Below are 14,805 nucleotides of genomic sequence, written 5' to 3'. Positions count from 1 at the left end.
ACCGGATAACTGAACGGATGCGCACATTTTACACCGGACAGTGTACTTTTGAAAAACACGAAACTACACTGTGCAGTGTACCCAGCGGACGTCCCCCATGAAGCGCCTGCTCCTTGTCCTTTTGCTTGGAATCCTCGCCGTGACCGCCTACACCTTCTGCAAATCCTGGTCCCTCCCCGACTTCCCCGATTCGCCGCAGTACCGCGACGGCAAGTTCCACAATGCCCTGCCCCGTCCGGCGATGGGCCTGCGCGACGGTGCGGAGATCTGGTGGACGTTTCTCTTCAACAAACCCAAGGGCACCGTGCCTGCGCACCCGATTCCGGTGCTGCCGCTGGACCGCGCCACCCTCGACGCCGCGCCGGACCGCAGCCTGTTCCGGCTTGGGCACTCCACGATCCTGCTGAAGCTGCGCGGCCAGTACTGGCTGACCGACCCGGTCTTCTCCGAGCGCGCCTCGCCAGTGCAGTGGATGGGCCCGGCCCGCTTCCACGCACCGCCGATCAGCATCGACGCGCTGCCGCCGATCGCTGGCGTGATCCTCTCGCACAACCACTACGACCACCTGGACCATGCCGCCGTGATGCAGCTGGCAGGCAAGACCGCGCGCTTCATCGCCCCGCTCGGCGTCGGCGACCAGCTGATTGCCTGGGGTGTGGACGCCAGCAAGGTCGAACAGCTGGACTGGTGGCAATCGACCGAGGCCAGCGGCCTGCGCCTGACCGCCACCCCGGGCCAGCATTTCTCCGGCCGCGGCCTGGGCGACAGCGACCGCAGCCTGTGGGCGTCGTGGGTGATCCAGGACGACGATTTCCGCATCTTCTTCAGCGGCGACACCGGCTACTTCGACGGCTTCAAGGCCATCGGCGAGAAGTACGGCCCGTTCGACCTGACCATGATCGAGACCGGCGCCTATGATCCGCGCTGGGCGTTCGTGCACATGCAGCCGGAACAGACGCTGCAGGCGCACCTGGACCTGCGCGGCAAGTGGCTGCTGCCGATCCACAACGGCACCTTCGACCTGGCCCTGCACGCATGGCAGCAGCCGTTCGAGCGCATCACCGCATTGGCGGCCGCGAAGAACGTGCCGGTGGCCACGCCGATGATGGGCGAAGCGCTGGACATGCAGGCGCCGCAGGCGGGTACGCGCTGGTGGGAGACGGTGGAGCTGTAGCGTGCGGTGCGCTTGACCTGCCGGAAACCATGTAGAGCCGAGCCATGCTCGGCTGCGTCAACCACAGACGCGGCCTGCGACGCTGCAGTGCGTCATGTAACCGATTACATCCCTTGCTAGCGTAGCGCTCGCCCGACACCGGCCGAACCTGCGAGGCTGTACGTAATGACATTGCGCGCCGAACGCTCCAAGGTCTCCCGCTCAGCCATTCCATGGCGAGCTGCCGCCACCCTGCTGTTGGCCGCCCTCGCCGCTGCCGCACAGGCACAGCCCCTTCCCCCGCGCAGCCAATGGCAGGCCAGCAGTTCCTCGCAGCAGGTGCCGGCGATGGCGATCAGCCACCTGATCGACGGCGACCCGAAGACCGTCACCGGCGGCGCCTTCAGCCCCGGCCACTGGTTCCAGATCGATCTGGGCACGCCAACCCTGCTGGCTGGTGCACGACTCACCTGGGATGTCTCCAACCCGGAAGGCTATTCACTGCAGACCTCAATGGATGGTAAGCAGTGGCAGACCGCGTACACGATGGTCGATTCACTGGGCGATGTGGAAACGCTGTACTTCGCGCCGCGGCAGGCGCGCTATCTACGACTGGCCAGTCCGCAGCGCACCTCCGACTGGGGTGTGTCGATCTTCGAGATGGAGCCGCTGGACAGCACGCTCAGCGCACGCATCGCCGATGTCGATGCAACACAGGCAGCCGCGCTCTGGCAAGGCGGCGGCACCGTTGCGGTTCCGACCGGAAAAGGTGGATCCCATGCGCTCGAGATCACGCTGCCGCAGGCTCAATCCACGGCTGGCCTGGTGGTCGACTGGGCCGATGGCGCGCGCGGCGCTGCACGACTGCAGGCGCAGGATGCACAGGGCCGTTGGCAGGACCTCGCACACGATGCACAGGCGGCCAATCATCGGCAAAGCTGGCTGGCTGCTGACACGGCACAACCCCTGCGTGCGTTCCGGCTGAGCGTGGACGGCCCCGCACCGCAGGTCGCGCGACTGCGCCTGCTCGGGCCAAAGGCGGTAATGACGCCGATGAAGCGATACCAGATCACCGCCAGCGGCGCTCAGCGCGCGTTGTTCCCGGCATCGCTGCAGATGCAGCAGACCTACTGGACCGCCGTCGGTGTGCACGCAGGACGACAGAAATCGATCTTCGACGAATACGGCAATCTGGAAGCCTTCAAGGGCGCGCCGCTGGTGCAGCCGATCTGGCGTGGCGCTGACGGGTGTGCCGCTGGCGCGGCAGGACAGCCGATACAGCACGCGTTGCGGGATGGCTGGAAGCCGATGCCCTCCGCCACCTGGTCACCGCAGCCCGGCCTGGAGCTGCGCAGCGAGGTATTCGCCATCGAGCGCGACGGCCAGCCGGTAACGTTCTTGCGGCATCGCCTGCACAACACGGGCAGCGCCAGGATCGAAGGCACGCTCAGCCTGGTCGTGCGCCCGATGCAGATGAATCCGCCGTGGCAGAACGGCGGGCTGTCACCGATCCGCGATGTGACCATCGATGGGCAGGCGGTGCGCATCAATGGACGCACGCTGCTGCAGTCGCTCACGCCGGTGGCTGCGTCCGGCGCGGCGCCGTTCGGCAAGGATGGCGCAACGGAAATCACCGCGACCCTCGCTGCCGGCCAGCTGCCCTCCACGCAACAGGCGCGCGACGACGAGGGCCTTGCCTCGGCTGCGTTGAACTACCGCGTATCACTGGCACCGGGGACCAGCGATGCCATCGTGGTCGCGTTCCCGCTGGGTACTACCGCCGCCGATACCAAGGGCGCACTGCCCGAAGCGCCTGCGCTCGATCTAGCCACGCTGCCCCGCGATGCCAATGCGGCGTTCGATTCCCTGGCCACGCAGGCGTCCGCGGACTGGCAGGCACGGCTGGGCCAGGTCGGCCTGCGCCTGCCCGATCCCTCACTGGTCGACATGCTGCGTGCGCAGGCCGCCTACATGCTGATCAACCAGACCGGCCCGGCGATGCAGCCCGGCCCGCGCAACTACAACCGCTCCTTCATCCGCGACGGCATGGCCACCTCGGCGGTGCTGCTGCGCATGGGCGAAGCCAAGGTCGCGCGCGACTACCTGGGCTGGTACAGCGAACACGGCGTGCATGCCAACGGCCTGGTCTCGCCGATCCTCAACGACGATGGCAGCGTCAACACCGGTTTCGGTTCGGATATCGAGTACGACAGCCAGGGCCAGTACGTGGCGCTGGTGGCCGATGTCGCGCGCCTCGATGGCGGACCCGAATCGGTACGTGCCTATCTGCCGAAAGTGAAGGCAGCGCTGCGCTTCCTGCAGGAACTACGCGAACGCACGCTGGTGCCCCGCTACAAGGCCGACCAGCCAGCGCCGGAGCGCTTCGCGGGCATTCTTGCGCCGTCGATCAGCCATGAGGGTTATCCGTCTCCCACCCACAGCTACTGGGACGACTATTGGGGCCTGAAGGGCTGGCACGACGGCGCGTGGCTGGCCGAATCGCTGGGCGACCACGAGACCGCAGCGTGGGCACGCGAACAGTACAAACTGCTTTACGACGCGCTGCATGCCTCGATCCGGGCGACGATGGCGTGGAAGGGCATCGACTTCATTCCCTCCTCGGCCGACCTGGGCGATGGCGATCCCACCGGCGTTTCGATCGCACTGGACCCGACCGGCGCACAGAGCGTGCTGCCCGCCGAGGCGCTGCGGACCACCTTCGCGCGCTACCTGAAGGACGTCCGCAAGCGCAGCCAGCCCGGTGCGCTGTACGCGTACACACCGTACGAGATCCGCAATGTGCTGAGCTATGTGCACCTGGGCCAGCCGCAGGTGGCCGATGAGCTGCTGCAGGGACTGCTGCATGATCGGCGCCCGCTTGAGTGGCAGGTGCTGGCCGAGGTCGTGCACTCACGCCTGCGCTTCCCGCGCTACCTGGGCGACATGCCGCATACCTGGATTGGTGCCGAGTACGGCCGCACGCTGTTCGGCATGCTGATGCGCGAAGACGATGATGCCCTCTCACTGCTGCCGGGTACGCCGCCCTCGTGGGTGGCAGGCGATGGATTGGCGGTCGAACGCCTGCCGACAGCGTATGGCACGTTGCAGATGCAGGCGCGGCAACGCGACGGGGTGCTGACGGTGGCGCTTGGTGAGGGGCTGCGCAGCGGGACGGCGGTGAAGGTCTGGTGGCCGGAGCGCACCATGCCGAAGACGGTGCGTGTGGATGGACGTAGCGTTTCCGACTTCGATGCCGAAGGTGTGCGGCTGGTGAAACCGTTCCGGACACTGGAGGCGCGTTGGTAGAGCAGCCGAGCATCGCTCGGCTCTACAAAGACGGAGGTAGCGCCGGGCCACGCCCGGCGTCATTGCAGCGTCGGCAACCCCGGCGGATTGGTCTGCGACTGCGGCACGGCTTCCTCGGCCACATTCCATCGCTTCAGCGCCTGCGCATAGGTGCCGCTGCCGATCTGGGTATTCAGCGCCTGCGTCACCGCGTCGGCCAGGCCGCTGCCCTTGCGCGTGGTCACCGAAATCGCCGCAGCGTTCGGCCATCCCCCTGGGAACAGGCCAACACGCCGCACCTTGCCATCGCGTGCCGAATAAGCGCCCGTGGCATTGGGCTCGAACGAGACATCGGCGCGGCCGGTGATCACCGCCAAGCGGCCGACCACCGCGTCGTCGAAGTACTGGTACTCCACCGGCTTCAGGCCGGCAGCGATGTTCTGCTGGTCCCACTGGCGCAGGATCTGGTCCTGGTTGGTGCTGGCGCCCACCACCACCTTCAGCCCGGCGACGTCGGCGGGCTTTTCGATCTTCTGTATCGGCCCATCGGTGCGCGTGTAGATGCCCAGCAGGTCGTAACGATAACTGGAGAAATCGAACTTCTTCTTGCGCTCCTCGGTGACCGTCACATTGGAGAGCACCGCATCGTACTTGCCCGATTCCAGCCCCAGCGGCCAGTCAGGCCAGGCCACCGGTACGATCACCAGCTTCAGGCCCAGCCCATCGGCGATCAGCCGCGCGATGTCCGGCTCGATGCCGACCACGTCCTTGCTGTCGGCACCATAGTCGGCCAGCGGCAGCTGCCCCGGATGAGTGGCAACGGTGAATGTGCCGGGGGTGACGAAGCGATAGTCGGCCGGGATCAACGCCTGAGCCTTCGGGTCAAACGTACCCTTCAGCACGGCCGTGTTCGCACCGGCCAGGCTGGTCGCGGCCACGGCGCCGGCATCCGGTGCCTGGCGTACGCGCGAATAGACGATGCCGGCGATGCCGATGACCAGCACGCCCACGATCAACAGGGTGCTGCGCGAGGGGCGACGCGGTGCTGCAGGGCTCATGGTGTTCCTTCCAGGGCTATAGGGTCTTGGCCAGGAAATCGGCCGTGCGCTGCTGGCGCGGGCGCTCGAACAACGCCTCGGGCGTGCCCTGCTCGATCACCCGCCCCTGGTCCATCATCACCACGTGGTCGGCCACGCGGCGGGCGAAACTCAGCTCATGGGTGACGATCACCAGTGTGGTGCCGGAACGGGCCAGCTCCTCGATCACGCTGAGTACCTCCGCCACCAGTTCCGGGTCCAGTGCCGAGGTCGGTTCATCGAACAGCAGCACCTTCGGTTGCAGCGCCAGTGCGCGGGCGATCGCGATGCGCTGCTGCTGGCCACCGGACAGCTGGCGTGGGAAGGCATCGGCCTTGTCGGCCAGGCCGACCCGCTCCAGCAGTGTGCGCGCCTGCTGCTCGGCCTGCGCGCGCGATACACCACGTACCGCGATCGGTGCCTCGATGATGTTCTCCAGCGCGGTCAGATGCGGGAACAGGTTGAAGCCCTGGAACACCATGCCCACCTCGGAACGACGGCGGCGGATCTCGCGCTCGGGAAGTTCGTACAACGTGTCACCCTCGCGGCGGTAACCGATCAGCTGGCCGCCGACAGTCACGTAACCACTGTCCGCGCGTTCCAGGTGGTTGATCAACCGCAGCAGCGTGGATTTCCCGGCACCGGACGGGCCGATCAGCACCGTCACGCTGCCGGCGCGCAGGTCCAGGTTCACGTCTTCCAGCACCGGCTGATCGCCGAACACCTTGCCCACGCCATGCAGCGATACCGCCGCACCCTCGCCCGCTTCCACCTGGGTGGCGATGCGCGGGCGGTTGGCCACGCGCGGCGCAGCATCACTGGATGTCCGCACCGGTGACGACACCCGCGACACCGAGCGCTCGCGCTGCAGCTGGCCGCGCGCGAAGCGCTGTTCCACGCGCCGCTGCAGCAGCGACAACACGGTCAGGATCACCAGGTACCAGACCGTGGCCACCATCAGCAGCGGCACCACTTCCAGGTTGCGCCGATAGATCACCTGCACGGTGTAGAACAGCTCCGGCAGCGCCAGCACGTAGACCACCGAGGTGCTCTTGGCCAGGCCGATCACATCGTTGAACGCCGCCGGCAGGATCGAACGCATCGCCTGCGGCAGGATGATGCGGCGCACCTGGCGGCCACGCGGCAGGCCGAGCGCGGCCGCGGCCTCGTACTGGCCGTGGTCGACCGAGAGGATGCCACCGCGGATCACCTCGGCCGAGAACGCTGCCTGGTTCAGGGTCAGGCCCAGCACCGCGGCGGTGAACACGCCGATCAGCTGCGTGGTCGGGTACGAGAACAGGCTGATGCCGGTGAACGGCACGCCCAGCTCGATGGTGCTGTATAGATAGCCCAGGTTGTTCAGCAGCAGCAACAGCACCAGCAGCGGGATCGAGCGGAACAGCCACACATAGCCCCACGACACCGCCGACAGCAGCGGCGAACCGGAGACGCGTGCCAGCGCGAGCAGCGTACCCAACGCGAAACCGAGGCCGGTGCCAAGCGCGGTCAGCAGCAGCGTGCGACCCAGGCCTTCCAGCACCGGGCGTGCGAAGAACCACTCGGCGAAGGTGCCCCAACCCCAGCGCGGATTGCCCAGCACGGACTGCAGCCCGATCAGGATCAGCGCCAGTGCCAGCACCGTGCCGAAGACCTGCAGCGGATGCCGGGCCGGCACGATCTTCAGTGCCGGTCCGGGCGCCGGACGAGCGGCGATGCCCTCCAGCGCGGTCGACGGTGTGCTCATGCGTGGGCTCCGTGCAGCTGTGCCTGTGCAGGTGCAACGACGGGCGTCGTCGCTCGCAGCTGCTTCTCGAACGGCAGATGCGCAACCGTTTCCGGGTCGGCCTCCAGATCGAACAGCGCGGTGTAGCCGTGGCTCAGGTACAGGCCAACAGCTTCAGGCTGGCGGAAGCCGGTCGTCAGGAATACCCTCCGGTACCCTTGCCGCGCCGCCTGCTCTTCCAGCTCCTGCAGCACGCGCCGCGCAATGCCTTGGCGACGCAGCCCGGGCAGCGTCCAGATGCGCTTGAATTCGGCGGTATCCGGATCGCGGTGCGGCATGAACGCACCGCCGGAAATCGCCACCCCGTCGCGCAGCAGCAGCACGAAGGCGCCCACCGGGGCCGCAAAGGCCTGCGCCGGGTAGCGCTGCAGCTCCTCGCGAGCGCTGCCACCGATGCGTCGGCGCACGTCGGCATAGCGGCTGTCGTACTCCTGTTCCAGGCCGTCGAACAGCGGCCGCGCCAGCGGATCATCCACCGAGGTATAGAGGAAGCGTTCGTCGTGGCTCATGTCGCGTCCTTCACCAGGTAATCTTCGGCCAGCCGCGCCCACAGGCTGGCGGCGGGGGCAATGGCCGCGTCGTTGAACACATAGCGCGGGCTGTGCAGCGGTGCGCTCTCGCCGTTGCCGACGAACACGAAGCTGCCCGGTCGTGCCTGTAGCAGGAAGGCGAAATCCTCGCTGGCCGTGCGCGGCGCGAATTCGGGAACGACCTGTGCGGCGCCGAAGCCCTGCACGGCCACCTCGCGGATGTAGGCGGTCTGCTGCGGATGGTTGATCACACTGGGGAAGCCGCGCGGGAACTCGATCTCGGCGCGCGCACCGAACGCGGCGGCGGTCTGTTCGGCAATCTCGGTGACCCGGCGCCGCAGGGTGTCGCGCACTTCCGGCAGGTAGGCGCGCACGGTCAGCTTCAGCTCGACCACGTCTGGAATCACATTGGCGGCCTGCCCGCCGTGGATCGAACCGACGGTGACCACGCCCATCTGCCGCGGATCGACATTGCGCGACACCACGCTCTGCAGCGCGGTGATGATGTGCGCGGCGACCAGAATCGGATCCACGCTGCCGTGCGGTTCAGCGCCATGGCCACCCTTGCCGATCACCTTCAGCCGTGCCCAATCCACCGACGCCATCGCCGGGCCATCGACGAAACCGAAGTGGCCCACCGGCACGCCCGGCCAGTTGTGCAGCCCATAGATCGCATCCACCGGGAAGCGCTCGAACAGGCCATCGGCAATCATCTTCGACGCACCCGAACCGGTTTCCTCTGCTGGCTGGAACACCAGCTGCAGGGTGCCGTCGATATCACCGTGATGGGCCAGGTAGTGCGCGGCAGACAGCAGGATGGCGGTATGCCCATCGTGGCCGCAGGCATGCATCAGACCCTCGGTCTGGCTGGCGTAGGCCAGGCCGGAGTCCTCGTGAATCGGCAGTGCGTCGATGTCGGCGCGCAGGCCGAGGCGACGGCTTCCCTGCCCGCGCTGCAACGTGCCGACCACACCGGTGCCGCCGAGCCCGGTGGTCACCTCATAACCCCACTGCTGCAGCAGCCCGGCCACGCGGGCGCTGGTGCGGTGCTCCTCGAAGGCGAGCTCCGGGTGCTGGTGCAGGTCATGGCGGATCGCGATGGCGGCCTCGGCGCGTGCTGCAATTTCCGGCAGCACGCCGATGGGCGCGGGATTCCGCCGGGCGTGGCCCGGTGCTGCCGCAGTTTCTCCGCTCATCGCCCTACCCCACCTTCCGCGCCGGTTCGGCGTCGGTCGAATAGCGGCTGGCCTTGTACGGCAGACCCAGATGCTCGCGCAGGGTCTGTCCTTCCAGCTCGCGCTGGTGGTAGCCGCGCGCCTGCAGGATCGGCAGCACCTGGGTCACGAAATCGTCCAGGCCCTCGCGCTGCGCGGCGAAGCCGAGAATGAAGCCATCGCTGGCACCGGCATCGAACCAGCGGATCAACTCATCGGCCACGTGCTCCGGTGTGCCGATGAAGTTCGGCCGTGGGCTCACTGCTTCCAGTGCCACCTGGCGCAGGCTCAGGCCCTTCTCACGCGCATCCTGCTTGATGCGGTCGGTGGTGGAACGGAACGAGTTGCTGCCGATGTCACCCAGCTCCGGGAACGGTGCATCCGGGTCGTACTGGCTGAAATCGTGGTGATCGAAGAAGCGCCCCAGGTACGCCAGTGCATCCTCCAGCGTGGCCAGTGCGGCAATCGCCTGATACTTGGCTTCGGCTTCCTCGGCGGTGCGGCCGACGATGGGGCCGATGCCCGGGAAGATCTTCACATCGTTGCCGCTGCGGCCGTGCGCGATCGCCGAGTTCTTCACCTTCTGGGTGAATGCACGGGTTTCTTCCAGCGACGGCGAATGGGTGAACACCGCATCGGCGTACTTGCCGGCCAGCGCGATGCCATCGTCAGACGAACCGGCCTGGAAGATTACCGGCTGTCCCTGCGGCGAACGCTGGATGTTGAGCGGGCCTTCCACCTGGAAGAAGCGGCCCTTGTGGTCGAGGCGGCGGAATTTCTCCGGTGCGAAAAAGGTGCCGCTGTCGCGCTCACGCACGAAGGCGTCGTCGTCCCACGAATCCCACAGCCCCTGCACGACGTCCAGGTACTCATCGGCGATCTGGTAGCGCAGCGCGTGCTCCGGGTGCGGCCGGCCGTAGTTGCGGCCCGAACCCTCCAGTGGCGAGGTCACCACGTTCCAGCCGGCGCGGCCGCCACTGAGCAGATCCAGTGAAGCGAACTGCCGTGCCACCGTGAACGGATCGCTGTAGGACGTCGACAGCGTGCCCGCCAGGCCGATCTTGTTCGTTGCCGTGGCCAGCGCCGACAGCAGCGAGATCGGCTCGAAGCGGTTGAGGAAGTGCGGGATCGACTTCTCGTTGATGTACAGGCCATCGGCCACGAAACCGAAGGCAATGCCGTTGTCCTCGGCGGTGCGCGCAATGTCGATGTAGAACTGCAGGTTGACGCTGGCATCGGCCGGATTGGACGGATGCTTCCAGGCATGCATGTGGCTGCCAGGGCCCTGCAGCATGATGCCGAACGGAATGTGGCGCGGGGTGGTGCTCATGGGGATCGCTCCTGCAGGTCAGGCCACCGCCGCGCGTGGCGCGGGCGACAGCAGTTCAAGGGAGGTCAGGCGTGCGTCGAGGTCGGCCACCGGCGCATCGAGAATGAACTCACCCACGCCGAAGCGCCGGTGCAGCGCGTCCAGTTCGTCACGCACATGCTGCGCATCGCCGGACAGCACGCTGGGGCGCGTTTCCTCGATGCGGAAGTCCGCCACGCCCACCTGGCGTGCGTACTCGGCAGCCGCCTCGGGGCTGGGCAGGTTCACCGCCTGCCCGGGACCAAGGTGCAGCTTGTAGACGCGTAGCGCACCGATATGCCGCGCAGCCGCTTCGGCCGTAGGTGCGGCGAAGGCCACCGTGGCCAGCAGCGGGGGCTGCGAGGAGACGCTGCGGTAGGCGTCGAATGCGGCCTCGATGTGCTTCGGATCACCATCGAAGTGCGCGGCGTAGACGAAGCGCCAGCCCAGCTCGGCCGCCTGCTTCGCACTCTGCGGGCTGGCACCGAGCAGGAAGCGCTCCGGCGCCTGCTGCGGAATCGGCCGCGCCAGCACATCGGCTTCGGCGCCGGACAGATAGCCCTCAAGGTCGCGCAGTTGCTGGTCGAAGTCGGCGAACGCCGGGCGCCCGGCCGCCAGCGCGGCAGTCGACGCTGGCAGGCCGCCCGGCGCCTTGCCCACGCCCAGATCCACGCGCCCTGGCGCCAACGCTGCCAGCAGGTTGAAGTTCTCCGCCACCTTGTACGGCGCGTAGTGGCGCAGCATCACCCCGCCGCTGCCGATACGGATGCGCCGGGTCTGCGCCAGCACCCACGCCGCAAGCACCTCCGGTGCGGGACTTGCCAACGTCGGCGCGGCATGGTGCTCGGCAAACCAGTAACGGTGATAACCCAGCTGTTCGGCGCGCTGGGCCAACTGCAGGCTGTTGCACAGCGCCTGTTCCGGCGAGGCGCCCTCGGCCACCGGGCTCTTGTCCAACACGCTGATCTGATAGCTCATCGTCGCGTCCTCGCTCAGGGATGGGCCACGGGGATGCCGAGCAACCCGTTCAGCGCGGCCAGGATCGGCTCGGCGCCGGAGATGTACTGGCGGTTCTGGTGCGCGCCACTGGCCAGCTCGCTGTGCACGCCCTGCGGCAGCACCAGCTTGGGCAGCGACTGGTCCTGCTCGCCGATCTCGGCGATCACCTCGCGGCGCGGCCGCGCGAAGCCGATGCGGCGCACGTCCAGCTGCGCGTCCAGGCCGTCGATACTCGACAGCGCCCCTTCCAGCAGCAGGCTGTGCCGACAGAAGAAGCGCTGGCCGGGAATCTGTCCGTCCTCGAACTCACGGTCGAGCAGGAACAGGATGGGCTTGTCGGTTGCGTCCAGACTCACGGGGTCGTCCTCATCGGGGGGCGGCAATGCGATGCCGCTTCGATATCGATGCTAGAGATGACGGCGGTCGGCACGGCGATGCCAGACGACAATCGGCGGTCAGATCCGGCCACGCAGATGCGCCTTGGCCATAAGCAAAGCGCCGCCGGTTATGCCGTCAGGCGATGCGTCGCAGCGGCGCCGCTACCGCCAGCGCCTGCGTAGCCAGATGCCCGGCCGCACGCTCGGTCGCCAGCGCGATCCGCGCCTGCAAAGCGGCACTGTTGATGTGCTCGCCATCGAAGTCGGCAGGCGTGGCATACACCCCGATCGGCAGCGTGTGCGCCTGGAGGAAACTGAACAACGGCCGCAACTGGTGGTCGATCACCAGCGCATGGCGCTCGCTGCCGCCGGTCGCTGCCAGCAATACCGGCGTATCCACCAGCGCTTCCAGCCCGATGAAGTCGACCAGATGCTTGAACAGCCCCGGATACGATCCCCGATAGACCGGCGCAGCCACTACCAGCAGCCCGGCCGCCTCGATCGTCTGCAGCGCCTGCTCCACGGCGGGCTCCACTTCGTCGCGCGACAACGACTGCCCCAGCGAACGCGCGATCGGTGCCAGCTCCACCAGATCCACACTGGCATGCACCCGCTGCTGCAGCGACGCCAGCAGATGCCGCACCAGCAGCAACGTGCGCGACGTCGCCGAACTGGTCGGCGACCCCACCACTGCAACCACCCTCAATGCAGAAGACATGAAATGCTCCTCGATGATGCCGAACTACCGCCGGCCGCCTTTCGCCTTGTGTAGAGCCGAGCCATGCTCGGCTGCTTTCGCCTTTGTGGAGTCGAGCCATGCTCGACTGCTCCAGATCAGAACCGGTAATTGATCCGCCCGTACCAGTACGCCCCAACGTTGCCCAGCACGTCGCCGTTGTCCCAGGTCGTCCCGATGCTGGCCACATCGGTGGCACTGCGCGCGTACTCGGGCACCTTGCGGGTGCGCTTGTCGAACACGTTGTTGATACCCAGCGCCGCACTCCAGCCCGCCCCCAGTTCCACGGCACCGGAGAGATTGGTCACCAGCACGGGCGGCTGCTTGTACTCCACGCCGTTGTTCAGGCGCTTGATCGGGCCGTAGTACGTGAAGTCGACATTCGAGCGCCAGCGCCCGTTCTGCCACCCCAGGCCGGCCACCTGCGTATAGCTCGGCGTGCGGAAGCGCAGTGCGTATTCGCTGGTCCTGGTCAGCAGGTTGATGTTCGGCAGCCCCTGCAGCGCCCCTGGAATGTCGCTGACCTTCTGGATGGTGGTGCGCCCCACGTTGGCCGCGTAGCTCCAGCGCAGCTTGCCCCACGCAGTCTCCTGGTTCGCTTCCAGGGTCAGCTCGACGCCGCGTGTGCGGGTATTGCCCACGTTGGTGAAGTAGCTCGCGTAGAACGCATCACCCGGCAGGATGCTGATGCCGGCCGACCCCAGCAGTGCATCGATGGTGTTCTTCTGCGCTGCGCTCAGCACCGTGCCGCTGTTGTCGGTGATGCGCGCCGGATCCTGTGCGTTGTAGCCGATCTGGCTGGACTGCCCGAGCTGGCCACGGATATCGATCTGGTACGCATCCACGGCCAGATGGAACGCCGGGCTCGGGTCCCAGGTCACGCCCAGGCTGTAGTTGGTGGCTTTCTCGGGCTTCAGCGGCGTGGCACCCAGTGCGATCGCCGCCGGCGACGACACCTGCGCCACCAGCGTGGTGCCGCAGGGGCAGCTGCCCGTGGCCTGGTAGAACTGCGCGCCCAGGCTGGGTGCATGGAAACCGTTGCTGACCGTCGCGCGCACGCCCAGCGCGTCGGTGACGTCGAAGCGCGTGGTCAGGCGGCCGGTGGAGACACTGCCGAAGTCGGAGTGATCTTCCCAGCGCGCGGCCGCATCCAGATACCAGCGCGAGGTGATGTTGGTGGCCGCACCGACGTAAACCGCCTTGCTGTTGCGGGTAGCCTTCACCGCATCGGCAGTCGAATAGCCGACGAACGCCGCAGCACCAAAGCCCGTATACGACTCCCACTGCCCGGCCCCGCGTTCGTACTTTTCGTGCTGGTACTCGGCGCCCGCGCTCACTTCCAGCGGCGACGCGAACGCTGCCACCTCGAAGCCACGGCGCAGGTCCAGGTTGGCGATGCCCTGCTGGTAGTCCAGCTTGCCGTCATAGAAGTCCGTGGGCGAGCCGGGATACGGCAGCGAGTAGTTCACCGAATTACGGGTGTAGGTACGCACCGTGCTGCGGTTGCCGGTCAGGCTGGCGTCGTAGTCCCAGCCCGCGATCTGGCCTTTCACGCCTGCGGTGCCGGTGTACTGTTTCTCCTTGGTTTCCAGTACCGGCAGGAAGCCATCCGGGAACACACTCAGCACGCCGGGGGCCTTGTAGGTGGTGAAGATGGTCGCCGGCAGACGGAAGTTCTGGATCGCCTGCGCGGTGCGGTCACTGGCCGTAGCGTTAGCGTAGAACTGCGCGCTTTCGCCCAGGCCATGGCCCACGTTCACCGCGAAGGCCTTCAGCGCATACGACGGCGAGCTGAGGATGGTGTTGGCCTCGGCATTGCGGTTGGCTTCGGCCGGGTTCGGCGATGCGCCGGCCGGCAATCGATTGTTCGGGCGCAGCGCCACCAGATTGCCGCTGCCATCCATCGCCGGGTAGCTCAGGTAGCCATCGATGTAGCGGCGGGTGCGGATCGCATGATGCTGGCGGGTGGTCTCGCCGGACAGATTGACGAAGCCATCCTGGCCCCACGGCAGGCCGACGTTGGCGCGCACGCTGGTGCGCGAGCCATCGCCATCGATGCTCTGCCCGCTCTCCACGGCAAATTCACCACCGTGGGCCTGCGACTTCAGGATCACGTTGACCACGCCGGTGATCGCATCCGAGCCGTAGATGGCCGATGCACCATCGCGCAGCACTTCCACATGGTCGATGGCCGAGACCGGAATCAGCGCCAGATCGGCCCAGGCATGGCCGGGGAAGCCGCCGCCGTTGGCACCGCTCACATAGGCGCTGGCATTGCGACGCTTGCCGTTCACCAGCACCAGC

Annotated in this window: 11 protein-coding genes; 2 read left to right on the top strand and 9 right to left on the bottom strand. The window is 67.1% G+C overall.

Annotation, left to right across the window (positions count from 1 at the left end; genetic code table 11):
- The first annotated feature begins 97 nt into the window (after nucleotides 1-97).
- Together ARC63_RS13230 and ARC63_RS13225 are read left to right on the top strand one after the other, a co-directional pair.
- Entirely contained in the window at nucleotides 98-1,174 is a 1,077-nt protein-coding gene (locus ARC63_RS13230; RefSeq protein ID WP_057503528.1) for an MBL fold metallo-hydrolase, read from the top strand.
- A 165-nt stretch (nucleotides 1,175-1,339) separates the two neighbouring features.
- Nucleotides 1,340-4,459, top strand: coding sequence for a discoidin domain-containing protein (locus ARC63_RS13225; protein ID WP_057503527.1), 3,120 nt, complete (start codon nucleotides 1,340-1,342; stop codon nucleotides 4,457-4,459).
- 59 nt (nucleotides 4,460-4,518) lie between these two features.
- Here ARC63_RS13225 and ARC63_RS13220 read toward each other — a convergent pair whose 3' ends face one another.
- The 9 genes from ARC63_RS13220 to ARC63_RS13175 all read right to left on the bottom strand — a co-directional run.
- Nucleotides 4,519-5,496: an ABC transporter substrate-binding protein gene (locus ARC63_RS13220; protein WP_043397112.1), complete on the bottom strand. Its 978-nt coding sequence runs from the start codon at nucleotides 5,494-5,496 to the stop codon at nucleotides 4,519-4,521.
- 16 nt (nucleotides 5,497-5,512) lie between these two features.
- A complete protein-coding gene (locus ARC63_RS23805; protein ID WP_082587871.1) occupies nucleotides 5,513-7,258 on the bottom strand; it encodes an amino acid ABC transporter permease/ATP-binding protein in 1,746 nt (581 codons plus the stop codon).
- Complete coding sequence (locus ARC63_RS13205; protein WP_057503526.1) at nucleotides 7,255-7,806, bottom strand: GNAT family N-acetyltransferase; 552 nt, start codon at nucleotides 7,804-7,806, stop codon at nucleotides 7,255-7,257. The genes ARC63_RS23805 and ARC63_RS13205 overlap by 4 nt, the downstream gene beginning before the upstream one ends.
- Nucleotides 7,803-9,023 carry a M20 aminoacylase family protein gene (locus tag ARC63_RS13200; RefSeq protein WP_057503525.1) on the bottom strand — a complete coding sequence of 407 codons (1,221 nt, stop codon included), beginning with the start codon at nucleotides 9,021-9,023 and terminating at the stop codon, nucleotides 7,803-7,805. Before ARC63_RS13200 ends, ARC63_RS13205 begins: the two co-directional genes overlap by 4 nt.
- 4 nt (nucleotides 9,024-9,027) lie before the next feature.
- On the bottom strand, nucleotides 9,028-10,371 hold the full coding sequence (locus tag ARC63_RS13195) for an LLM class flavin-dependent oxidoreductase (protein ID WP_057503524.1): 1,344 nt from the start codon (nucleotides 10,369-10,371) through the stop codon (nucleotides 9,028-9,030).
- An 18-nt stretch (nucleotides 10,372-10,389) separates the two neighbouring features.
- Nucleotides 10,390-11,367 carry an MsnO8 family LLM class oxidoreductase gene (locus ARC63_RS13190; RefSeq protein WP_057503523.1) on the bottom strand — a complete coding sequence of 326 codons (978 nt, stop codon included), beginning with the start codon at nucleotides 11,365-11,367 and terminating at the stop codon, nucleotides 10,390-10,392.
- Nucleotides 11,368-11,381: 14 nt separating this feature from the next.
- On the bottom strand, nucleotides 11,382-11,744 hold the full coding sequence (locus ARC63_RS13185; protein WP_010484654.1) for a DUF3088 family protein: 363 nt from the start codon (nucleotides 11,742-11,744) through the stop codon (nucleotides 11,382-11,384).
- Nucleotides 11,745-11,901: 157 nt separating this feature from the next.
- Nucleotides 11,902-12,483, bottom strand: coding sequence for an FMN reductase (gene msuE, locus ARC63_RS13180; RefSeq protein ID WP_029379957.1), 582 nt, complete (start codon nucleotides 12,481-12,483; stop codon nucleotides 11,902-11,904).
- A 116-nt stretch (nucleotides 12,484-12,599) separates the two neighbouring features.
- On the bottom strand, nucleotides 12,600-14,805 hold a 2,206-nt coding region (locus ARC63_RS13175), incomplete at its 5' end, for a TonB-dependent receptor plug domain-containing protein (protein WP_057503522.1).

It is taken from the genome of Stenotrophomonas geniculata ATCC 19374 = JCM 13324 (assembly GCF_001431625.1).
Taxonomy (GTDB): Bacteria; Pseudomonadota; Gammaproteobacteria; order Xanthomonadales; family Xanthomonadaceae; genus Stenotrophomonas; species Stenotrophomonas geniculata.
This window is presented reverse-complemented; position numbering and strand designations above follow the sequence as displayed.

What these genes read in the sequence shown, in the direction of transcription:
- ARC63_RS13190 (WP_057503523.1), bottom strand. Translation starts at nt 11,367, where the DNA reads ATGAGCTATCAGATCAGCGTGTTGGACAAGAGCCCGGTGGCCGAGGGC.
- ARC63_RS13195 (WP_057503524.1), bottom strand. Translation starts at nt 10,371, where the DNA reads ATGAGCACCACCCCGCGCCACATTCCGTTCGGCATCATGCTGCAGGGC.
- ARC63_RS23805 (WP_082587871.1), bottom strand. Translation starts at nt 7,258, where the DNA reads ATGAGCACACCGTCGACCGCGCTGGAGGGCATCGCCGCTCGTCCGGCG.
- msuE (WP_029379957.1), bottom strand. Translation starts at nt 12,483, where the DNA reads ATGTCTTCTGCATTGAGGGTGGTTGCAGTGGTGGGGTCGCCGACCAGT.
- ARC63_RS13205 (WP_057503526.1), bottom strand. Translation starts at nt 7,806, where the DNA reads ATGAGCCACGACGAACGCTTCCTCTATACCTCGGTGGATGATCCGCTG.
- ARC63_RS13225 (WP_057503527.1), top strand. Translation starts at nt 1,340, where the DNA reads ATGACATTGCGCGCCGAACGCTCCAAGGTCTCCCGCTCAGCCATTCCA.
- ARC63_RS13200 (WP_057503525.1), bottom strand. Translation starts at nt 9,023, where the DNA reads ATGAGCGGAGAAACTGCGGCAGCACCGGGCCACGCCCGGCGGAATCCC.
- ARC63_RS13230 (WP_057503528.1), top strand. Translation starts at nt 98, where the DNA reads ATGAAGCGCCTGCTCCTTGTCCTTTTGCTTGGAATCCTCGCCGTGACC.
- ARC63_RS13220 (WP_043397112.1), bottom strand. Translation starts at nt 5,496, where the DNA reads ATGAGCCCTGCAGCACCGCGTCGCCCCTCGCGCAGCACCCTGTTGATC.